This window comes from Saccharopolyspora sp. SCSIO 74807 (genome assembly GCF_037023755.1).
Taxonomy (GTDB): Bacteria; Actinomycetota; Actinomycetes; order Mycobacteriales; family Pseudonocardiaceae; genus Saccharopolyspora_C; species Saccharopolyspora_C galaxeae.
This window is the reverse complement of the sequence record NZ_CP146100.1, coordinates 6,212,283-6,228,623: the sequence shown is the minus strand read 5'-3', so window position 1 is coordinate 6,228,623 and position 16,341 is coordinate 6,212,283. Positions and strand designations below refer to the sequence as shown.

The following is a 16,341-nucleotide window of genomic DNA, read 5'->3' as shown; positions in this document are numbered from 1 at the left end:
GAGCCGAGCGAACGGACCGCTCGTCCGAACCGGGCCGCCCACTCCTGGCGAAATGCGAAAAACCCGCTGACTCCTGGAGCCAGCGGGCCTTTCCACATCGGGCGACCGAGGCGGCTTGCCGCCCCTCCCTTTTGGCCGCCCGGTAGAGCCGGGTCCGATCGGTCTAGGCGCCTGCGACCGGCCCGGCCAGCTCGGCGGGGTCCTGCTGGGACACACCGTATCCGGTCGAGGGCGGTCAAGCCCATGACTCGCCGACGGCGATGTCCGCGGAATTCACGTGTTCTGCGGGAACCCGAGGTCGACGCCGCCGTCGCTGGGGTCCGGCCAGCGGGTCGTGATGACCTTGCCGCGGGTGTAGAAGCGGATCCCGTCGGTGCCGTACATGTGGTGCTCGCCGAACAGCGAGTCCTTCCAGCCGCCGAAGGAGTGCGTCCCGACCGGCACCGGGATCGGCACGTTCACCCCGACCATGCCGGCCTCAACCTCCAGCTGGAACCGGCGCGCGGCCCCGCCGTCGCGGGTGAAGATCGCGGTGCCGTTGCCCCACCGCGAGGAGTTGATCAGTTCCAGCGCCTGCTCGTAGGACCCGGCGCGGACCACGCACAGCACCGGCCCGAAGATCTCGTCGGCGTAGGCGTCCATGTCCGGGGTGACCTTGTCCAGCAGGCTCACCCCGACGAAGAAGCCGTCCTCGTGGCCGGGCACCCGGTAGCCGGTGCCGTCCACCACGACCTCAGCGCCCTGCTCGCGCGCCTGCGGCACGTAGGAGGCGACCTTCTCGCGGTGCTCGGCGGTCACCAGCGGCCCCATCTCGGAGGACTCCTGGTCGCCGGGGCCGATGCGCAGGTTCCGCGCCCGCTCGGCGATCCTGCCGACCAGCTCGTCACCGATCGGGTCGACCGCCACGACCACGGACACCGCCATGCACCGCTCGCCCGCCGAGCCGTAGGCGGCCGAGACCGCGGCGTCGGCGGCCTGGTCCAGGTCGGCGTCCGGCAGCACCAGCATGTGGTTCTTCGCCCCGGCCAGCGCCTGCACCCGCTTGCCGTGCGCGACCGCGGTCTGCTGCACGTACTGCGCGATCGGGGTGGAGCCGACGAAGCTCACCGCGTCGACGTCCGGGTGGGTCAGCAGCCGGTCCACCGCGACCTTGTCGCCGTGCACCAGGTTCAGCACGCCGTCCGCCAGCCCGGCCTCGGTGGCCAGCTCCACCAGCCGCGCCGTGGCCGACGGGTCCTTCTCGCTGGGCTTGAGCACGAACGCGTTCCCGCAGGCGATGGCCAGCGGGAACATCCACATCGGCACCATCGCGGGGAAGTTGAACGGGGTGATCCCGGCGACCACGCCCACCGGCTGGCGGATCGACTCCACGTCGACCCGGCTGGAGACCTCGGTGGAGGTCTCGCCCTTGAGCAGCTGCGGGATGCCGCAGGCCAGCTCCACGATCTCCATCCCGCGGGCGACCTCGCCGAGCGCGTCGGAGCGCACCTTGCCGTGCTCGGCGGTGATCAGCTCCGCGATCTCCTCCCGGTGCCGGTCCAGCAGCTCGCGGTACTTGAACAACACCTGGGTGCGCTTGGCCAGCGAGGACTTGGCCCACTCGCGCTGCGCCCCCGCCGCCGAAGCGACCGCGGTGTCCACCTCGTCGACGCTCGCCAGCGGCAGCCGCCCGGTCTGCGCACCGGTCGCCGGGTTCGTCACCGCCTGGAACTCGCCCGAGGTGCCCTCGGCCGCCTTGCCGTCGATCCAATGCCGGATGTGCTGAATGGCCATTCCTTCGGTTCCCATCGTGATCGTCCTGTGCGCCCGGGCGCGCGCCCGCACGGCCACCGGCGCGCGCAGGTTACAGGTAATGCCGCTGGTCGCGGCGGTTGTGGTCGTACTGCTCACGTGCCGCGCGGGTGCTTTCCAGCGCGGCGACCTCGGCGACCGGGACGTCCCACCACGCCTCCGGCGGCAGCTGCTTCTTCGCCGGATCGGTCTCCACGTGGACCGCGGTCGGCCGGTCGGCCGCACGGGCGGTGCGCAGCGCTTCGCGCAGCTCGTCGACGGTGTCCGCGCGCAGCACGTCGACGCCGAGGCTGCGCATGTTCGCCGCCAGGTCCACCGGCAGCGGCTCGCCGGTGAACCTGCCGTCGTGGTCCCGGAACCGGTAGGCGGTGCCGAACCGCTCGGCGCCCACCTTCTCGGACAGCCCGCCGATGGAGGCGTAGCCGTGGTTCTGCACCAGCACCGGGATGATCTTGATGCCTTCCTGCACGGCGGTGACCAGCTCGGTCGGCAGCATCAGGTAGGTGCCGTCGCCGACGAGCGCGAACACCTCGCGGTCCGGGGCGGCCAGCCGCGCGCCGATCGCGGCGGGCAGCTCGTAGCCCATGCAGGAGTAGCCGTACTCCACGTGGTACTGCCGCGGCTCCTTGGCACGCCACAACTTGTTCAGGTCCTCCGGCAGCGACCCGGCGGCGTTGATCACCACGTCGCGGTCGTCGAGCACGTCGTCCAGCGCGCCGAGCACTTCGGCCTGGCCGGGGCGTTCGGCGCCGTCCGCGGCCTTGGTCACCCGGTCGACCACCCGGGACCACTTCTCCGCCGCGGTCGCGTACTCCCGCGCGTACTCGTCGTCCACGCGGTGCCCGGCGAGTCGTTCGGCGAGGTCGGTCAGCGCTTCGCGGGCGTCGCCGACCACCGCGGTCGCGGACTGCTTGTGCGCGTCCATCCCGGTGATGTTGATGTTCACGAACCGCACGTCCGGCTCGGCGAACAGAGTGTGCGAGGCGGTGGTGAAGTCCGAGTAGCGGGTGCCCACGCCGATCACCAGGTCCGCGCGCCGCGCGATGTCGTCGGAGGCCGACGTGCCGGTGTGCCCGATCGAGCCGAGCTCGCGCGGATCGTCGAAGCGAAGCGAACCCCGCCCGGCCTGCGTCTCGGACACCGGAATGCCGGTCGCTGCGGCGAATCGGCGCAGCGCTTCCTCGGCGCCGCTGTGGTGCACGCCGCCACCGGCGATGATCAGCGGGCGGCGGGCCGCGCGGATCCGTTCGGCCGCCGCGCGCAGCGACTCCGGGTCGGCGCGGGGGCGGCGCACCGGCCAGACGCGCTCGGCGAAGAACTCCTCGGGCCAGTCGAACGCCTCGGCCTGCACGTCCTGCGGCAGCGCGAGGGTGACCGCGCCGGTCTCGGCCGGGTCGGTGAGCACCCGCATCGCCTCCAGCGCGGACGGGATCAGCGCCTCGGGCCGCCAGATCCGGTCGAAGTAGCGCGAGACCGGGCGCAGCGCGTCGTTCACCGACACGTCGCGGGCGTGCGGCACTTCGAGCTGCTGCAGCACCGGATCGGCCGGGCGGGTCGCGAACACGTCGCCGGGCAGCAGCAGCACCGGAAGGTGGTTGATCGAAGCCAGCGCCGCTCCGGTGACCAGGTTCGTCGCGCCCGGGCCGATCGAGGTGGTGCAGGCGTAGGCCGACATCCGCCCGCTCTGGCGCGCGTAGCCGACCGCGGCGTGCACCATCGCCTGCTCGTTGCGGCCCTGGACGTAGGGCAGCTCCCGATCCTCCAGCAGCGCCTGGCCGACCCCGGCCACGTTGCCGTGCCCGAAGATTCCCCAGCATCCGGCGATCAACCGGGTCCGCGCGCCATCGCGCTCGGAGTGCTGCTGCGTCAGGAACCGCACCAGCGCCTGCCCGACGGTGAGCCGTCGCGTGCTCATCACCGCTCTCCTTCCGGAGCCGCGTACAGCGGCAGCCGCGCGTCCACCGGCAGCTGCGCCCAGGTGTCGCGCACCCACGCGTGCGCGGGGTCGTCGCAGATCAGCCACGCCCGGTCCGGCGACGGGCCGGCCATGACGTTGAGGTAGTACATGTCGTAGCCGGGCACCGCCATCGACGGGCCGTGCCAGCCGTCCGGGATCAGCACCACGTCACCGCCGCGCACCTCGGCGAGCACGTCGGTCTCGCTGTGCGGCCCGGACGGGTAGACGCGCTGGTAGCCCATCGCGTCCGAGCCGCCGTCGAGCTCGAAGTAGTAGATCTCCTCCAGCGCGGACTCGCCGTCGCGTTCGGTGTCGTGCTTGTGCGGCGGGAACGACGACCAGTTGCCCGCGGGGGTGAGCACCTCGACCGCGATCAGCCGGTCCGCCTCGAACACGTGCGCCGCGCCGAAGTTGTTGACCTGCCTGCTGGATTGCCCGGCGCCGCGCAGCTCCACCGGAACCTCCGAGGCCGGGCCGTAACGCGCGGGCAGCCGCCGCTCGCAGCGGGCACCGGTCAGCGCGAATTTTCCGCCCGTTGCGGACGAAATCCGCACCTGCGCGTCGCGGGGCGCGTAGGCGAAATCGGTGACTCCGCGGAAGACGCTCTGCCTGCCGTGCAGCTCGAACGCCTCGCCGTCGCAGTGCACCGTGCAGCTGCCGGACAGCGGCAGCACGATCCACTCGCTTTCGCCGGTGCCGAACTCGTGCTGCTCGCCCGCGGCGAGGTCGAGCACGCGCAGCGACGAATAGCCCCACCCGGCCGACGCGGGGTCGACGTGCACCGCGTAGTCGCCGCGCGCGGCCGAGCCCGCGGGGAGGTAGAAGCTCTTGTCCGCCAAGACCCGCTCCAATCCTGTCTTGCGCCGAAGTCGTTGTGGATTCCCGTTCACAGCAAGCCGACCGCGGTGTCCACAGCGGACGCCACGTCGCCGTCCGGCGGGTACAGCAGGCTGCGCCCCACCACCAGGCCGTGCACGTTCGGCAGCCGCAGCGCCTTGTGCCAGCGCTCGAACGTCGCGTCCTGGTCGGCGGCGACCTCGCCGCCGAGCAGCACCGTGGGCAGCGTCGTGGACTCCATCACCGGCCCGATCCGGTCGATGTCGTCGATCACCGGCACCTTCAACCAGGTGTAGGCCGAGGTGCCGCCCAGCCCGGAAGCGATCGAGATCGAGCGGGTCACCGCTTCCGCGGACAGGTCGTTGCGCACCTTGCCGCCTTCCCGCCGGGACAGGAACGGCTCGACCATCGCCATCAGCCCGCGCTCGGCGAGCTCGTTGACCGCCTGCGCGGCCCCGGTCATCGTCGCCAGCGAACCCGCGTCGGCGTAGTCCAGGCGCAGCAGCAACTTGCCGCCGTCGAAGCGCAGCCGCTCGATGTCCTGCGCCCGGTGGCCGGTGAACCGGTCGTCCAGCTCGAACGACGCGCCTGCCAGGCCGCCGCGGTTCATCGAACCGATCGCGACCTTGTTCTCCAGCGCACCCAGCAGCAGCAGGTCGTCGAGCACGTCCGAGGTGCCCAGCACGCCGTCCACTCCGGGCCGCTGCAGCGCCACGCACAGCCGTTCCAGCAGGTCCAGCCGGTTCGCCATCGCCAGCGCGTCGTCGCCCGCGCCGAGCGCGCCGCGCGCGGGATGGTCCGCGGCGACGATCATGAGGCGGCCGGTGTCGCCGAGCAGCGGGCGCCGGGCGCGGCGCTGCGCGGCTTCCCGGACCGCTTCCGGGCGGGTGGCTCGCACCCGCGTGAGTTCGCTGATCCGCATGGGGCGGTGCTCGCTTTCGACTCAGGCGCTCGGCGCCTGGGCTTTCGGGGAGTCGGGGGAGTCCGGTGGCAGCAGGGCGTCGACCTCGTGCTCGTGCGGCATCGCCGAGGAACAGGCCAGCCGGGAAGCGACGAGCGCGCCCGCGGCGTTGGCGAACCGCATCGTGGGCGCCAGGTCCCATTCGCCGAGCAACCCGTGGCACAGCGCGCCGCCGAAGGCGTCGCCGGCACCGAGCCCGTTGACGACGTCGACCGGAACCGGCGGCGCGACGGTTTCCTCGGCGCGGGTGCGCGCGAGCACGCCCTTCGGCCCCTGCTTGACCACGGCCAGTTCCACGCCCGCGGCCAGCAGCGCGTCCGCGGCGGCGTCCGGATCGCGGGTGCCGACGGCGGTTTCGCACTCGTCGACGTTGCCGACGGCGACCGTCACGTGCTGCAGCGCTTCCCGGTACCAGCGCGTCGCTTCGGCGTGGTCGGGCCAGAACATCGGCCGCCAGTCCAGGTCGAACACGGTGGTGCCGCGCTTCGCCCTGTGCCGCAGCGCGTCCAAAGTGGACGACCGGCTGGGTTCTTCGGCCAGCCCGGTCCCGGTCATCCAGAAGATCCGCGCGGCCGCGACGGCGTCCAGATCCAGCTCCTCCGTGTGGATCTCCAGGTCCGGCGCTTTCGGGTAGCGGTAGAAGTACAGCGGGAACTCGTCCGGCGGGAACAGCTCGCAGAACGTCACCGGGGTCGGATACCGCTGCACGGCCGTGACCCACCGGTCGTCCACGCCGAACTCGCGCAGCTGCGCGTGCAGGTATTCGCCGAACGGGTCCGCGCCGGTGCGGCTGATCAGCGACGTGCTGCGGCCGAGCCGGGCCGCGGCGATCGCGACGTTGGCCGCGGTGCCGCCGAGGTACTTGCCGAACGAGGAGACCTCCGCCAGCGAGACGCCGGTCTGCAGCGGGTACACGTCCACGCCGAGGCGCCCCATCGTGATCAAGTCGAACTGCATCGGCTGCTGCCCTCCTGGCGCGGGGTGTCGCGGTGCGCGGCCGGAGGCCGCTGCGGTGCGCAGTCGTGTCTACTCGGCCCGCTCGCCGACTGTCAATATAATGTCCGGACATACTTACTTAAGCACGTCTTGTTACCGTGGCGTGCGTGACCTCGACGCAGCGCCCGACCGGCAAGGGACCCGCCGGCAAGGGCTCGGCAGGCAAAGGCCCCGCGGGCAAAGGCTCAGCCGGCAAGGACTCAGCCGGCAAGAGCCGGGCCCCCAAGGACGGCTCCGGCTGGAACCCGGCAGCCCGGATCACCGTGGAGCACGCCAGCCCGGTGCCGCTGTACTACCAGGTGGCCAGCCAGATCGAAGCCGCCATCGACTCCGGCGAGCTGCCGGTGGGCGCGCGGCTGGACAACGAGGTCGAGCTGGCCGCCACCCTCGGGCTGTCCCGGCCGACCGTGCGCCAGGCGATCGGCTCGCTGGTCGACAAGGGGTTGGTGGTGCGCAAGCGCGGCGCGGGCACCCAGGTGGTGTTCAACAAGGTCAAGCGCTCGCTGCAGCTGAGCAGCCTGTTCGACGACCTCACCGAGATCGACCGCAGCCCCGGAACGCGTGTGCTGGTCAACGCCGTCGAGCAGGTGCCCGGCGAACTCGCCGCCACGCTCGGCCTGAACCGCACCGACGAGGTGCTGCGGCTCGAACGAGTGCGCTTCGCGGGCGGTGAGCCGATCGCGCGGATGCACAACCACCTGCCCGCCGACCTGATCAGCCCGAGCACCGACGAGCTCGCCGAACGCGGGCTTTACCAGCTGTTGCGCGGCGCGGGCGTGCGGCTGCACGCCGCGGACCAGACGATCGGCGCGCGGGTCGCTACCGAAGACGACTCCGAGCTGCTGGACGAGCCGGTCGGCGCGGCCCTGCTGACGATGGAGCGCACCACCTACGACCAGGCCGGGCGAGTGGTGGAGTACGGCTCGCACGTCTACCGCGCATCGCGCTACTCGTTCGATCTGTCCTTGCGCGGCGACAACCTCTGACGCCCGAATTCGGACTCCGCGCCGCGTTCAGCGCTGCGGCGCCGCTGGAGGCTGTCCACCCGCCGCGGGCCGGCGGACCTTCGGCACGGCAATCCTCAGTACGTAAGTATGTCAGGACCAAGTATTGACACCGGCATTGCCGCGGTGAAAACTACCGGCTACCGAAAGCGCGGAGACCGGCGTCACAACGCCGCGCCGCGCGGCCGCTCGGACCGGACGACCCTCCCCGCCCCTCGGCGCACAGAAGGAGACGACTTCGATGAGCAACGGCAACGCGGCCGGACCATCGCGAGCAGAGTCCCTGCGAGCCGGCCCCCTGCGGGTCGGCTCGGCACCGGACTCCTGGGGCGTCTGGTTCCCGCAGGACGACCAGCAGCCACCGTGGCGGCGCTTCCTCGACGAAGTCTCCGGCGCCGGTTACGAGTGGATCGAACTCGGCCCGTACGGCTACCTGCCCACCGATCCGAACCAGCTGCGCGACGAACTCGCCCGCCGCGGGCTGACGCTCTCGGCCGGAACCTGCTTCGCCGCGATGCACCGCGGTGACGAGGTCTGGCAGGAGACCTGGGAGCACGTCCGGCAGGTCGCCGAGCTGACCACCGCGCTGGGCGCGGAGCACGTCGTGGTGATCCCGGAGATGTGGCGCGACCAGGGCACCGGCGAGCAGGTGCAGGACCGCGAACTCGGTGACGGGTCCTGGCGCGACCTCGGCAAGGGGATCGACCGCCTCGCCAAAGCGCTGCACGAGGAATACGGCGTGCGCCTGCAATTCCACCCGCACGCCGACAGCCACGTCGACACCCAGCCGCACGTCGAACGCTTCCTGGAGATGACCGATCCGCAGTTCGTGACGCTGTGCCTGGACACCGGGCACATCTCCTACTGCGGCGGGGACAACCTGGAGCTGATCGCGAAGTACCCGGATCGCATCGGCTACCTGCACCTCAAGCAGGTCGACCCGCGGGTGCTGGCCGGCGTGCAGCAGGAGGACCTGCCGTTCGGGCCCGCGGTGCGGCGCGGCGTGATGTGCGAACCGCCGAACGGGGTGCCGGAGCTGGAGCCGATCATCAGCGCCACCCGGGACCTGGACGCGGACCTGTTCGCGATCGTCGAGCAGGACCTCTACCCGTGCTCCCCGGACGTTCCCGAGCCGATCGCCCGGCGCACCCGCGACTACCTGACCCGCTGCGGCGCCGGTCGGCGCTGAACGACGGAGGAACCATGAGCGACCAAGACCTGCGGGTCGGCCTGATCGGCGCCGGCATGATGGGTTCCGATCACGCGCGGCGCATCCACGAGCGGGTCAGCGGCGCCCGGCTGGTCGCCGTCGGCGACCCGGATGCCGACCGGGCGCGCGCTGCCGTCGAGGGAATTCCCGGCGCTCGCGCCGAAACCGACCCCATCGGAGTGATCGGGGCGTCCGATGTGGACGCGGTGGTGATCGCATCGCCCGGGCCGGTGCACGAGCCGCTGCTGCTGGCGGCCGTCGAACGCGGAATCCCAGTGCTGTGCGAAAAACCGCTCACCCCGGACTCGAAGTCCTCGCTGCGGGTCGTGCAAGCCGAAGCCGACCGCGGGCGCAAGCTCGTGCAGGTCGGGTTCATGCGCCGCTTCGACCCGGAATTCCTTGACCTGAAAGGACTTCTGGACGACTCCGAACTGGGCGAGCCGCTGCTGCTGCACTGCGCGCACCGCAACGCCGCGCACCCGCCCGGGTTCACCACCAACATGCTGATCAACGACTCGGTGGTGCACGAGTTCGACACCACGCGGTGGCTGCTCGGCGACGAGCTCACCGCCGTGTCGGTGCGTCAGCAGGGCCTGGTCCGCAGCGATGACGCCGGAATCCCGCAGATCGTCACGATCGAAACCGCGCGCGGCGTGCTGGTCGACGTGGAGATCTTCGTGCATTGCCGGTTCGGTTACCAGGTTCGGTGCGAAGCGGTGTGCGAGCACGGCACCGCCACCGTCGGCGGCGACACCGGGATGCGCACGCACACCGCGGGCCGCTGGGGCGGGCAGGTCACCGCCGACTTCCGGCCGCGGTTCCGGGCCGCGTTCGACGCGGAGTTCCAGCGCTGGGCGCACGCCGCCCGGGAAGGCGGCATCGACGGCGCGTCGGCGTGGGACGGCTACGCCGCCGCGGCGGCTTGCGAAGCCGGAGTGCAAGCGCAGGAAACGGGGCAGCGAGCGGAAATCTCGCTCGCGGCACGCCCCGGCATCTACGACTAGTGCCGTCCTTTGTGGACCGAAGTGCGATGCGCACGACGAGACGGCGCTGAAGGAGAACCGTGAAGATCGCTCTGGATCCGACGATGTTCCGGCACACGCCGCTGCTGGAACTGCCGAAGCTGGTGGCCGGGCTCGGCTACGAGTGGATCGAGCTGTCGCCGCGCGAGGACGTGCTGCCGTTCTTCCGGCATCCGCGCATCGACGACGACATGCTGCGGAAGTTCCGCCGCGAACTCGACGCCGCGGGCGTGGGGATCGCCTCCGTGCTCCCGCTCTACCGCTGGTCCGGCCCGGACGAGGAGGAGCGGGAAGCCGCGGTGCGCTACTGGAAGCGCGCCATCGAGATCACCTCGCTGCTCGGGGTCGAAGTGATGGTCTCCGAGTTCAACGGCAGGCCGGAGCAGTCCAGCCGCAGCGAGGGCAAGTTCTTCAAGTCCATGGCGGAACTGCTGCCGATCTTCGAGCGGGAAGGCATCACCATCACGCTCGAACCGCACCCGGACGACTTCGTCGAGGACGGGCACGTGGCCGTGGACATGATCCGCGGGCTGAACTCGCCGAACGCCAGGTTCCTGTACTGCGCGCCGCACACCTTCCACATGGGCGGCGACGCGCCGGGGATCATGCGCCGGGCCGGTGAGCTGCTCACCCACGTGCACCTGGCGGACAGCTTCGATCACACCGCGTCGTCCGGGCTGCGCTACATCGTCAACCCGCCGGACTCGACCGCGCGGGTGCACCAGCACCTCGACATCGGCGAAGGCGACGTGGACTGGGACGAGTTGTTCGGCTCGCTCCGGGAGATCGGCTTCGACGGGACGATGACCGCCGCGGTGTTCGGCAACGAGCATCGCGCCAGGGACTCGTCGGAGCAGATGCTGCAGAAGACGTCCGAATTCATCCGCAAGCACTGGTGAGGCGCCAATGGTGGCGAAGGCCCTCTCGAACGAGGAAGACCCCGGCGAGGCCGCGCAGCGGCGCGCCGCGGTGCGCAAGGCGAAGCGGTTCGTGCTGTCGGTCGCGGTGATCTCCGCGCTGGGCGGGGCGCTGTTCGGCTACGACACCGGAGTGATCTCCGGGGCGTTGCTGTTCATGACACCGCACTTCGGGCTCAGCCCGTTCATGGAAGGGCTGGTGACCAGCGCGCTGCTGCTCGGCGCCGCGGCGGGCGCGCTGGCCGGCGGGCGGATCGCCGACCGGGTCGGGCGGCGTCCTGCGCTGCTGGGCGCGGCGGTCGTGTTCATCGTCGCCACCCTCGGGTGCGCGCTGGCGCCGAGCGTGCCGGTGCTGGTCGTCTCCCGCGTGGTGCTGGGGCTGGCGGTCGGCGCGGCCTCGGTGGTGGTGCCGCTCTACATCTCCGAGATCGCGCCCGCGGACGTGCGCGGCAGCCTGGTCACGTTCAACGGGCTGATGATCGTCACCGGGCAGCTGCTGGCCTACGTCGTCAACGCGCTGCTGGCCGACGCCGGGGCGTGGCGCTGGATGCTCGGGCTGGCCGTGATCCCGGCGGTGCTGCTCGGCGCGGGCATGTTGTTCCTGCCGGACACGCCGCGCTGGTTCGCCGGGCGGCAGCGGTTCGCCGAGGCCCGCGCGGTGCTGCATCGCGGGCGCACGCGCGAGGACGCCGAACGGGAACTCGCGCAGATCGTCGAAGTCGGCGAGCAGGAGGCCGCCGCGAAGGGCGGTTGGCGCGACCTGCGCGAGCCGTGGCTGCGCAAGCTGTTCGTGATCGGCATCGGGCTGGCGGTGGTGCAGCAGATCACCGGCGTGAACACGATCATCTACTTCGCGCCCTCGCTGCTGACCGACACCGGGCTCGGCGAGGTCGCCTCGATCGTGGCGACGATCTCGATCGGCGTGATCTCGGTGCTGGCCGCGGCGGTGGGGCTGCTGCTGATGGACCGGGTCGGCCGCAGACCGCTGCTGCTGACCGGGCAGGCCGGGGTCACCGCTTGCCTGGTGCTGCTGGCGCTGGCGTTCCTGCTGCCCACCGGGGCGAGCTGGGTCAGCTACCTGATCCTCGGGCTCATGGTCGTCTACATGGCGTTCCAGCAGAGCAGCGTGAGCACCGTGACCTGGCTGATGATCACTGAGCTGTTCCCGCTGCGCATCCGCGGGTTCGCGATGGGCATCGCGGTGCTGGTGCTGTGGCTGGCGAACTTCGTGGTGGCGCTGGTGTTCCCGCCGATGGTGGCCGCGCTCGGCGGCAGCGCGACGTTCTGGGTGTTCGCGGTGCTCAACGTGGGTTCGCTGGTGTTCAGCGCGCGGCTGGTGCCGGAGACCAAGGGCCGCAGCCTCGAACAACTGGAAGCCGACATGCGACAGCTATGAGAGTTTCGGACTCGTTTTGCGTGGGTGGTCGGGTAGCGGAACCTCAGGCGCCGTCTCGCTGCGGGATCTCCTCCTTAAGTAGCGCCCTACTAGGCGTCGGAGCTGTCCTCGCGAGACGACGCCTGAGAACCCGCCGGTGGTTGCGTTGCGTACGTGGCGAAAGCGGCTGACGCCGCTTAAAAGTCAACACCGAGGCCGAATTTGGGTCCTAGATAGGCCGTGCCGCAAGTCCAGGAAGGACAGTCATGGAGCTGGGATTGCTCGGGACCGGGCGGATCGGCGCGATGCACGCGCGGACGCTGCTCGGACTGGACGAAGTGGACGGGCTGGTGGTCGCCGATGCCGTGCCGGAGCGGGCCGCGGAGCTCGCGGGCTCGCTCGGTGTCGAAGCGGCCGGTTCGCAGGACGAGGTCTACGAGCGCGGCGTGGACGCCGTGGTGATCACGGCCGCCACGCACGCGCACGCCGGCCTGATCCACACGGCACTGGACCGTGAAGTGCCGGTGTTCTGCGAAAAACCGGTGGCGCCGGATGTTGCGGGCACCCGTGAAGTCGTCGCGCACAGCGAGCGCGCGTCGGTTCCGCTGCAGGTCGGGTTCCAGCGCCGCTTCGACGCCGGATACCGGGCCGCGCGGGACGCCGTGCGCGGCGAACGCCTCGGCTGGCTGCACACGCTGCGGGCGGTGACCGCGGACGCTGAACCGCCGCCCGCGGCCTACATCCCCACCTCCGGCGGGCTGTTCCGGGACTGCAGCATCCACGACCTGGACATCATGCGGTGGGTCACCGGCCGCGAGGTCGTGTCGGTCTACGCGCGCGGCGGAAACCGGGGCGCGGCGTTCTTCGCCGAAGGTGACGACGTGGACACGTGCGCGGCGCTGCTGGAATTCGACGACGGCGCGCTGGCCACGGTCAGCGCCACCCGCTACAACGGCGCGGGCCACGACGTGCGGCTGGAGGTGTGCGGTTCGGAGGGGGCGCTGTTCGTGGGCAACGACGAGCGTTCCCCGCTGCCGTCTGCCGAGGCCGGTATCCCGTGGCCGTCCGGTGCGCCGTACCGCACGTTCATGGAGCGGTTCGCCGACGCCTACGCCGCGGAACTCGCCGCGTTCGTCGAAGTCGCCGCGGGCAGGCGGGAAAACCCTTGCACCGCAGCGGAAGCGCTGGAGGCGCTCTACACCGCCGAGGCCTGCGACCGCTCGCGCCGTACGGGCCGCCCGGTCGCGGTGTCCGAAGTGCGCAGCTGAGCGCGCTGCGGCGTTCGCAGCGGCCGTCGCGTCCGCGCCTTCCCGGCCTCGCCACATCCGCCGCACCGGCAACTCGTGTCCGATGCGTGGCCTTGTGCTCGGACCGGCCGTCCGATTCAGCTAGGATGGCGACGGTTGAGCAGTCAGCCAGGGATCACCAACATCCTGCCGATGAGACGCCGGATCCGGTCCCGGTGGCTGACTGCGCCGTTTTCCGGCCCGCGGTTCCCGGGGGTCTGCGCTGCTCTTCTCCGGCGGGGAGAGGACGGGACCGCATTGAACACCTCCCACTCCGGCGGCGAGACCGACCGGCCGGACTCGCTCGGCGATTCGCTGGTGCTGCGGGTAAACCGGCCGCGGCCGGACGTCGTCCTGATCATCGCCTCCGGTGCGGTCGACGAGTCCACCGCCGCGCGATTCGAGCGGCTGCTGTTCGCCCGGATCGAGGACGCGGTGCGCACGGTGCTGCTGGACCTGACGGGGGTCGGTTTCCTGGCGGTGTCCGCGTTGCAACTGCTGGCCCGAGCCGGGGAACGCGCCCGCGAGCGGGGCGTGGAACTCGCCTTGGTGGCCACCGGGCACGAAGTGCTGCGCGCGTTGCACATAACGGAGTTGCCCGAGGTCGTGCCCGTGCACCCATCCGTTCGGGCTGCTCTTTGCGGGCTGGACGATCGAACGGATCCGAGCTGACCGCCGCTGTTGCGTGACGAACCGGCCGGTGCCCGCATCCAACCGCGGTGAACGAAAGGAGGAGTCCGATGGCCGAGGACCATGCGGTGCGTTTCGCGCGCATCGCGCGCGAGCTGGCCGCGCAACGGTCGGAGCAGGCGGTGCTCGAGCGCGTCGTCGAGCTGGCCGTGCAGGAACTCGACCGCTGCGACGACGCCGGAATCATGCTGCTCAAGCGCAAGCAGGAGGTGGAAACGGCCGCGACCTCGAGCGATCTCGTCGTGCACTCCGATGAGGCGCAGGCCCGCAACCGCGAGGGACCGTGCTTCGACGCCGCGCGCAACACCGTGCCATGGCACAACGCCGTTTACCGCATCGACGACACCGCCACCGAAGACCGCTGGCCCGCATACGTCCCCGAGGCCCGGGAGCTCGGAGTCGGCGCCATGATGGGCTTCCAGCTCTACCGCGAGGAGGAGAGCTTCGGCGCCCTCGACCTGTACGCGAAGGAGCCGCACGCCTTCGACGACGGTTCCGAGCGGCTGGGCTGGGTGCTGGCCTCGCACGCGGCGGTGGCGCTCAACAGCGTGCGCACCAGCGATCAGCTGCACACCGCGCTGGAAACCCGCCAGGAGATCGGCAAAGCCCTCGGACGGGTCATGGAGCGCTACGGGATCTCCGACGACATGGCGTTCGCCGTGCTGCAACGCGCTTCCCAGGACAACAACATCAAACTGCACACGATCGCCGACGAGGTCGTGCGCACCGGGCGCATCCCGGGGGTGTGATCAAGCCGCGTTGTCGAAGTACAGGTCGCGGCGCCGGATCAGCAGGCTCGCGACGGTGGCGACGACGCCGGTGAGCGCGAGGTAGCCGCAGGCCAGCCACGGGGTTCCACCACCGGCGGCCAGCAACGACGTGACGATCAGCGGCGTGAGGCCGGAAGCGTAGATCCCGGAGAACTGGTAGATGAACGACATCCCGGTGTAGCGCATCCGCACCGGCGACAGCTGCGCGTACAACGTGCCCTGCGGCGCGTAGATCACCGCGTGCACGACGCCCAGCACGAGCACGATCACCACTCCGGCCAGCAGCGGATCGCGGGTCTGGAACGCCAGGAACGCCGGATACACCGAAACCGCGAACAACGCCGACCCGATCACGTACAGCCGCCGCGGCGACGTGCGGTCGGCGAGCCCGCCGACCAGCGGGATCAGCACCGCCAGTACCACCGAGGCCGCCATCACCGCCACCAGCACGTCGTTGCGCGGCAGGCCGAGCGTGCCGGTGGCGTAGGTCAGGAAGAACACCGCCCAGGTGTTGAACGCGGCGCCCTCGGAATAGCGCGACAGCAGGCCGAGCACGGTGTTGCGGCGGCTCACCCGGTCCCGGAACAGCTCGACGATCGGCACCCGCGCGGTGCCTTGCAACTCGCGCATCTGCTGGAACGCGGGGGTTTCCGAGACGCGCAAGCGGATGATCAAGCCGACGAACACCAGCACCAGGCTCAGCCCGAACGCGATCCGCCAGCCGTAGCTGAGGAACTGCGCGTCGTCGAGAACGTTGCCCAGCAACGCGAACAGCCCGGTGCCCAAGCCGAGCCCGATGGCGAGCCCGACTTGCGGCCACGCCCCGTACCTGGCCCGTTTGCCCGGCGGTGCGTACTCGACGGCCATCAGCACCGCGCCTGCCCACTCGCCGCCGATCGCCAAGCCCTGGAACAGCCGCAGCAGCACCAGCAGCAGCGGCGCCCACAGCCCGGCCTGCGCGTACGTCGGCAGCGCGCCCATCGCGGCCGTGGCAAGGCCCATCACGACCATGGTGGTCACCAGCGTGCGCTTGCGGCCGATGCGATCGCCGATGTGTCCGAATAGGACACCGCCGAGCGGGCGGGCGACGAACCCGACGAAGAACGTCGTGAACGCCAGCATGGTGCCCACCGCCGGATTCGCGGTGGGGAAGAACTGCTTGTTGAACACCAGGCTCGCGGCGGTGCTGTAGAGGAAGAAGTCGTACCACTCGACCGTCGTGCCGATCACGCTGGAGGTGATCACGGTGCGGACGTTCTTCTCGGCACCCGGCGCGTCGGCAGGCGCTGTCGCGGTCATGTATCCGGCTCCTGAGCAGCGAATTTCGGGCCGCGAGAGCGCGGCGGGAGATCGCCCGCCGCGGAGTCAGGCGGGCGGGCGCAGGTGGGGGCTCAGGAGGCTGGACACGTCGCGGACGCCACACGCAGCAGATCCACGTGGTGGCGCGCGGTGAGCAGAGCCGGTTGCACGGCACGACGCTAGGAACGCCCCGAACCCGTGTCAACCGAACCGTGCCTGCCGCCAC

15 protein-coding genes are annotated in these 16,341 nt (G+C 70.9%); 8 read left to right on the top strand and 7 right to left on the bottom strand.

All coding sequences use genetic code 11. From position 1 onward, the window contains the following. Positions 1–273: 273 nt before the first annotated feature. The 5 genes from V1457_RS28490 to iolC are packed head-to-tail and all read right to left on the bottom strand — an operon-like array spanning position 274 to position 6,503. A complete protein-coding gene (locus V1457_RS28490) occupies positions 274–1,788 on the bottom strand; it encodes a CoA-acylating methylmalonate-semialdehyde dehydrogenase (protein WP_338598153.1) in 1,515 nt (504 codons plus the stop codon). A gap of 55 nt (positions 1,789–1,843) precedes the next feature. After that, positions 1,844–3,706, bottom strand: coding sequence for a 3D-(3,5/4)-trihydroxycyclohexane-1,2-dione acylhydrolase (decyclizing) (gene iolD, locus V1457_RS28485; protein ID WP_338598148.1), 1,863 nt, complete (start codon positions 3,704–3,706; stop codon positions 1,844–1,846). Then, positions 3,706–4,587: a 5-deoxy-glucuronate isomerase gene (gene iolB, locus V1457_RS28480; protein WP_295149377.1), complete on the bottom strand. Its 882-nt coding sequence runs from the start codon at positions 4,585–4,587 to the stop codon at positions 3,706–3,708. The genes iolD and iolB overlap by 1 nt, the downstream gene beginning before the upstream one ends. Positions 4,588–4,634: 47 nt before the next feature. Beyond that, complete coding sequence (locus tag V1457_RS28475; protein WP_200072996.1) at positions 4,635–5,507, bottom strand: deoxyribose-phosphate aldolase; 873 nt, start codon at positions 5,505–5,507, stop codon at positions 4,635–4,637. Positions 5,508–5,528: 21 nt separating this feature from the next. Further along, positions 5,529–6,503, bottom strand: coding sequence for a 5-dehydro-2-deoxygluconokinase (iolC, locus tag V1457_RS28470; protein WP_295139352.1), 975 nt, complete (start codon positions 6,501–6,503; stop codon positions 5,529–5,531). A gap of 302 nt (positions 6,504–6,805) precedes the next feature. Here iolC and V1457_RS28465 point away from each other — a divergent pair, with 302 nt between their 5' ends. The 8 genes from V1457_RS28465 (at position 6,806) to V1457_RS28430 (ending at position 14,795) form a co-directional block, all read left to right on the top strand. After that, positions 6,806–7,528 (top strand): GntR family transcriptional regulator, encoded by a 723-nt coding sequence (locus V1457_RS28465; RefSeq protein ID WP_295139365.1) that lies wholly within the window; start codon positions 6,806–6,808, stop codon positions 7,526–7,528. 259 nt (positions 7,529–7,787) lie between these two features. Further along, positions 7,788–8,735 (top strand): sugar phosphate isomerase/epimerase, encoded by a 948-nt coding sequence (locus tag V1457_RS28460; protein ID WP_338598141.1) that lies wholly within the window; start codon positions 7,788–7,790, stop codon positions 8,733–8,735. A gap of 14 nt (positions 8,736–8,749) precedes the next feature. Further along, positions 8,750–9,760: a Gfo/Idh/MocA family protein gene (locus V1457_RS28455; protein WP_200072993.1), complete on the top strand. Its 1,011-nt coding sequence runs from the start codon at positions 8,750–8,752 to the stop codon at positions 9,758–9,760. Between the two features lie 59 nt (positions 9,761–9,819). Continuing rightward, entirely contained in the window at positions 9,820–10,677 is an 858-nt protein-coding gene (locus V1457_RS28450; protein ID WP_200072992.1) for a sugar phosphate isomerase/epimerase, read from the top strand. A 7-nt stretch (positions 10,678–10,684) separates the two neighbouring features. Then, positions 10,685–12,091 (top strand): sugar porter family MFS transporter, encoded by a 1,407-nt coding sequence (locus V1457_RS28445; RefSeq protein WP_338598136.1) that lies wholly within the window; start codon positions 10,685–10,687, stop codon positions 12,089–12,091. 245 nt (positions 12,092–12,336) lie between these two features. Next, positions 12,337–13,338 (top strand): Gfo/Idh/MocA family oxidoreductase, encoded by a 1,002-nt coding sequence (locus V1457_RS28440; protein ID WP_338598133.1) that lies wholly within the window; start codon positions 12,337–12,339, stop codon positions 13,336–13,338. Between the two features lie 276 nt (positions 13,339–13,614). Further along, positions 13,615–14,028, top strand: a complete 414-nt coding sequence (locus tag V1457_RS28435) for an STAS domain-containing protein (protein ID WP_338598130.1) — start codon at positions 13,615–13,617, stop codon at positions 14,026–14,028. A 68-nt stretch (positions 14,029–14,096) separates the two neighbouring features. Then, positions 14,097–14,795, top strand: a complete 699-nt coding sequence (locus V1457_RS28430) for a GAF and ANTAR domain-containing protein (RefSeq protein ID WP_295145071.1) — start codon at positions 14,097–14,099, stop codon at positions 14,793–14,795. Here V1457_RS28430 and V1457_RS28425 read toward each other — a convergent pair whose 3' ends face one another. Both V1457_RS28425 and V1457_RS30725 read right to left on the bottom strand, forming a co-directional pair. Then, positions 14,796–16,115, bottom strand: coding sequence for an MFS transporter (locus V1457_RS28425; protein WP_338598126.1), 1,320 nt, complete (start codon positions 16,113–16,115; stop codon positions 14,796–14,798). Between the two features lie 92 nt (positions 16,116–16,207). Continuing rightward, positions 16,208–16,285, bottom strand: coding sequence for a putative leader peptide (locus tag V1457_RS30725; protein ID WP_367269023.1), 78 nt, complete (start codon positions 16,283–16,285; stop codon positions 16,208–16,210). Positions 16,286–16,341: the final 56 nt, after the last annotated feature.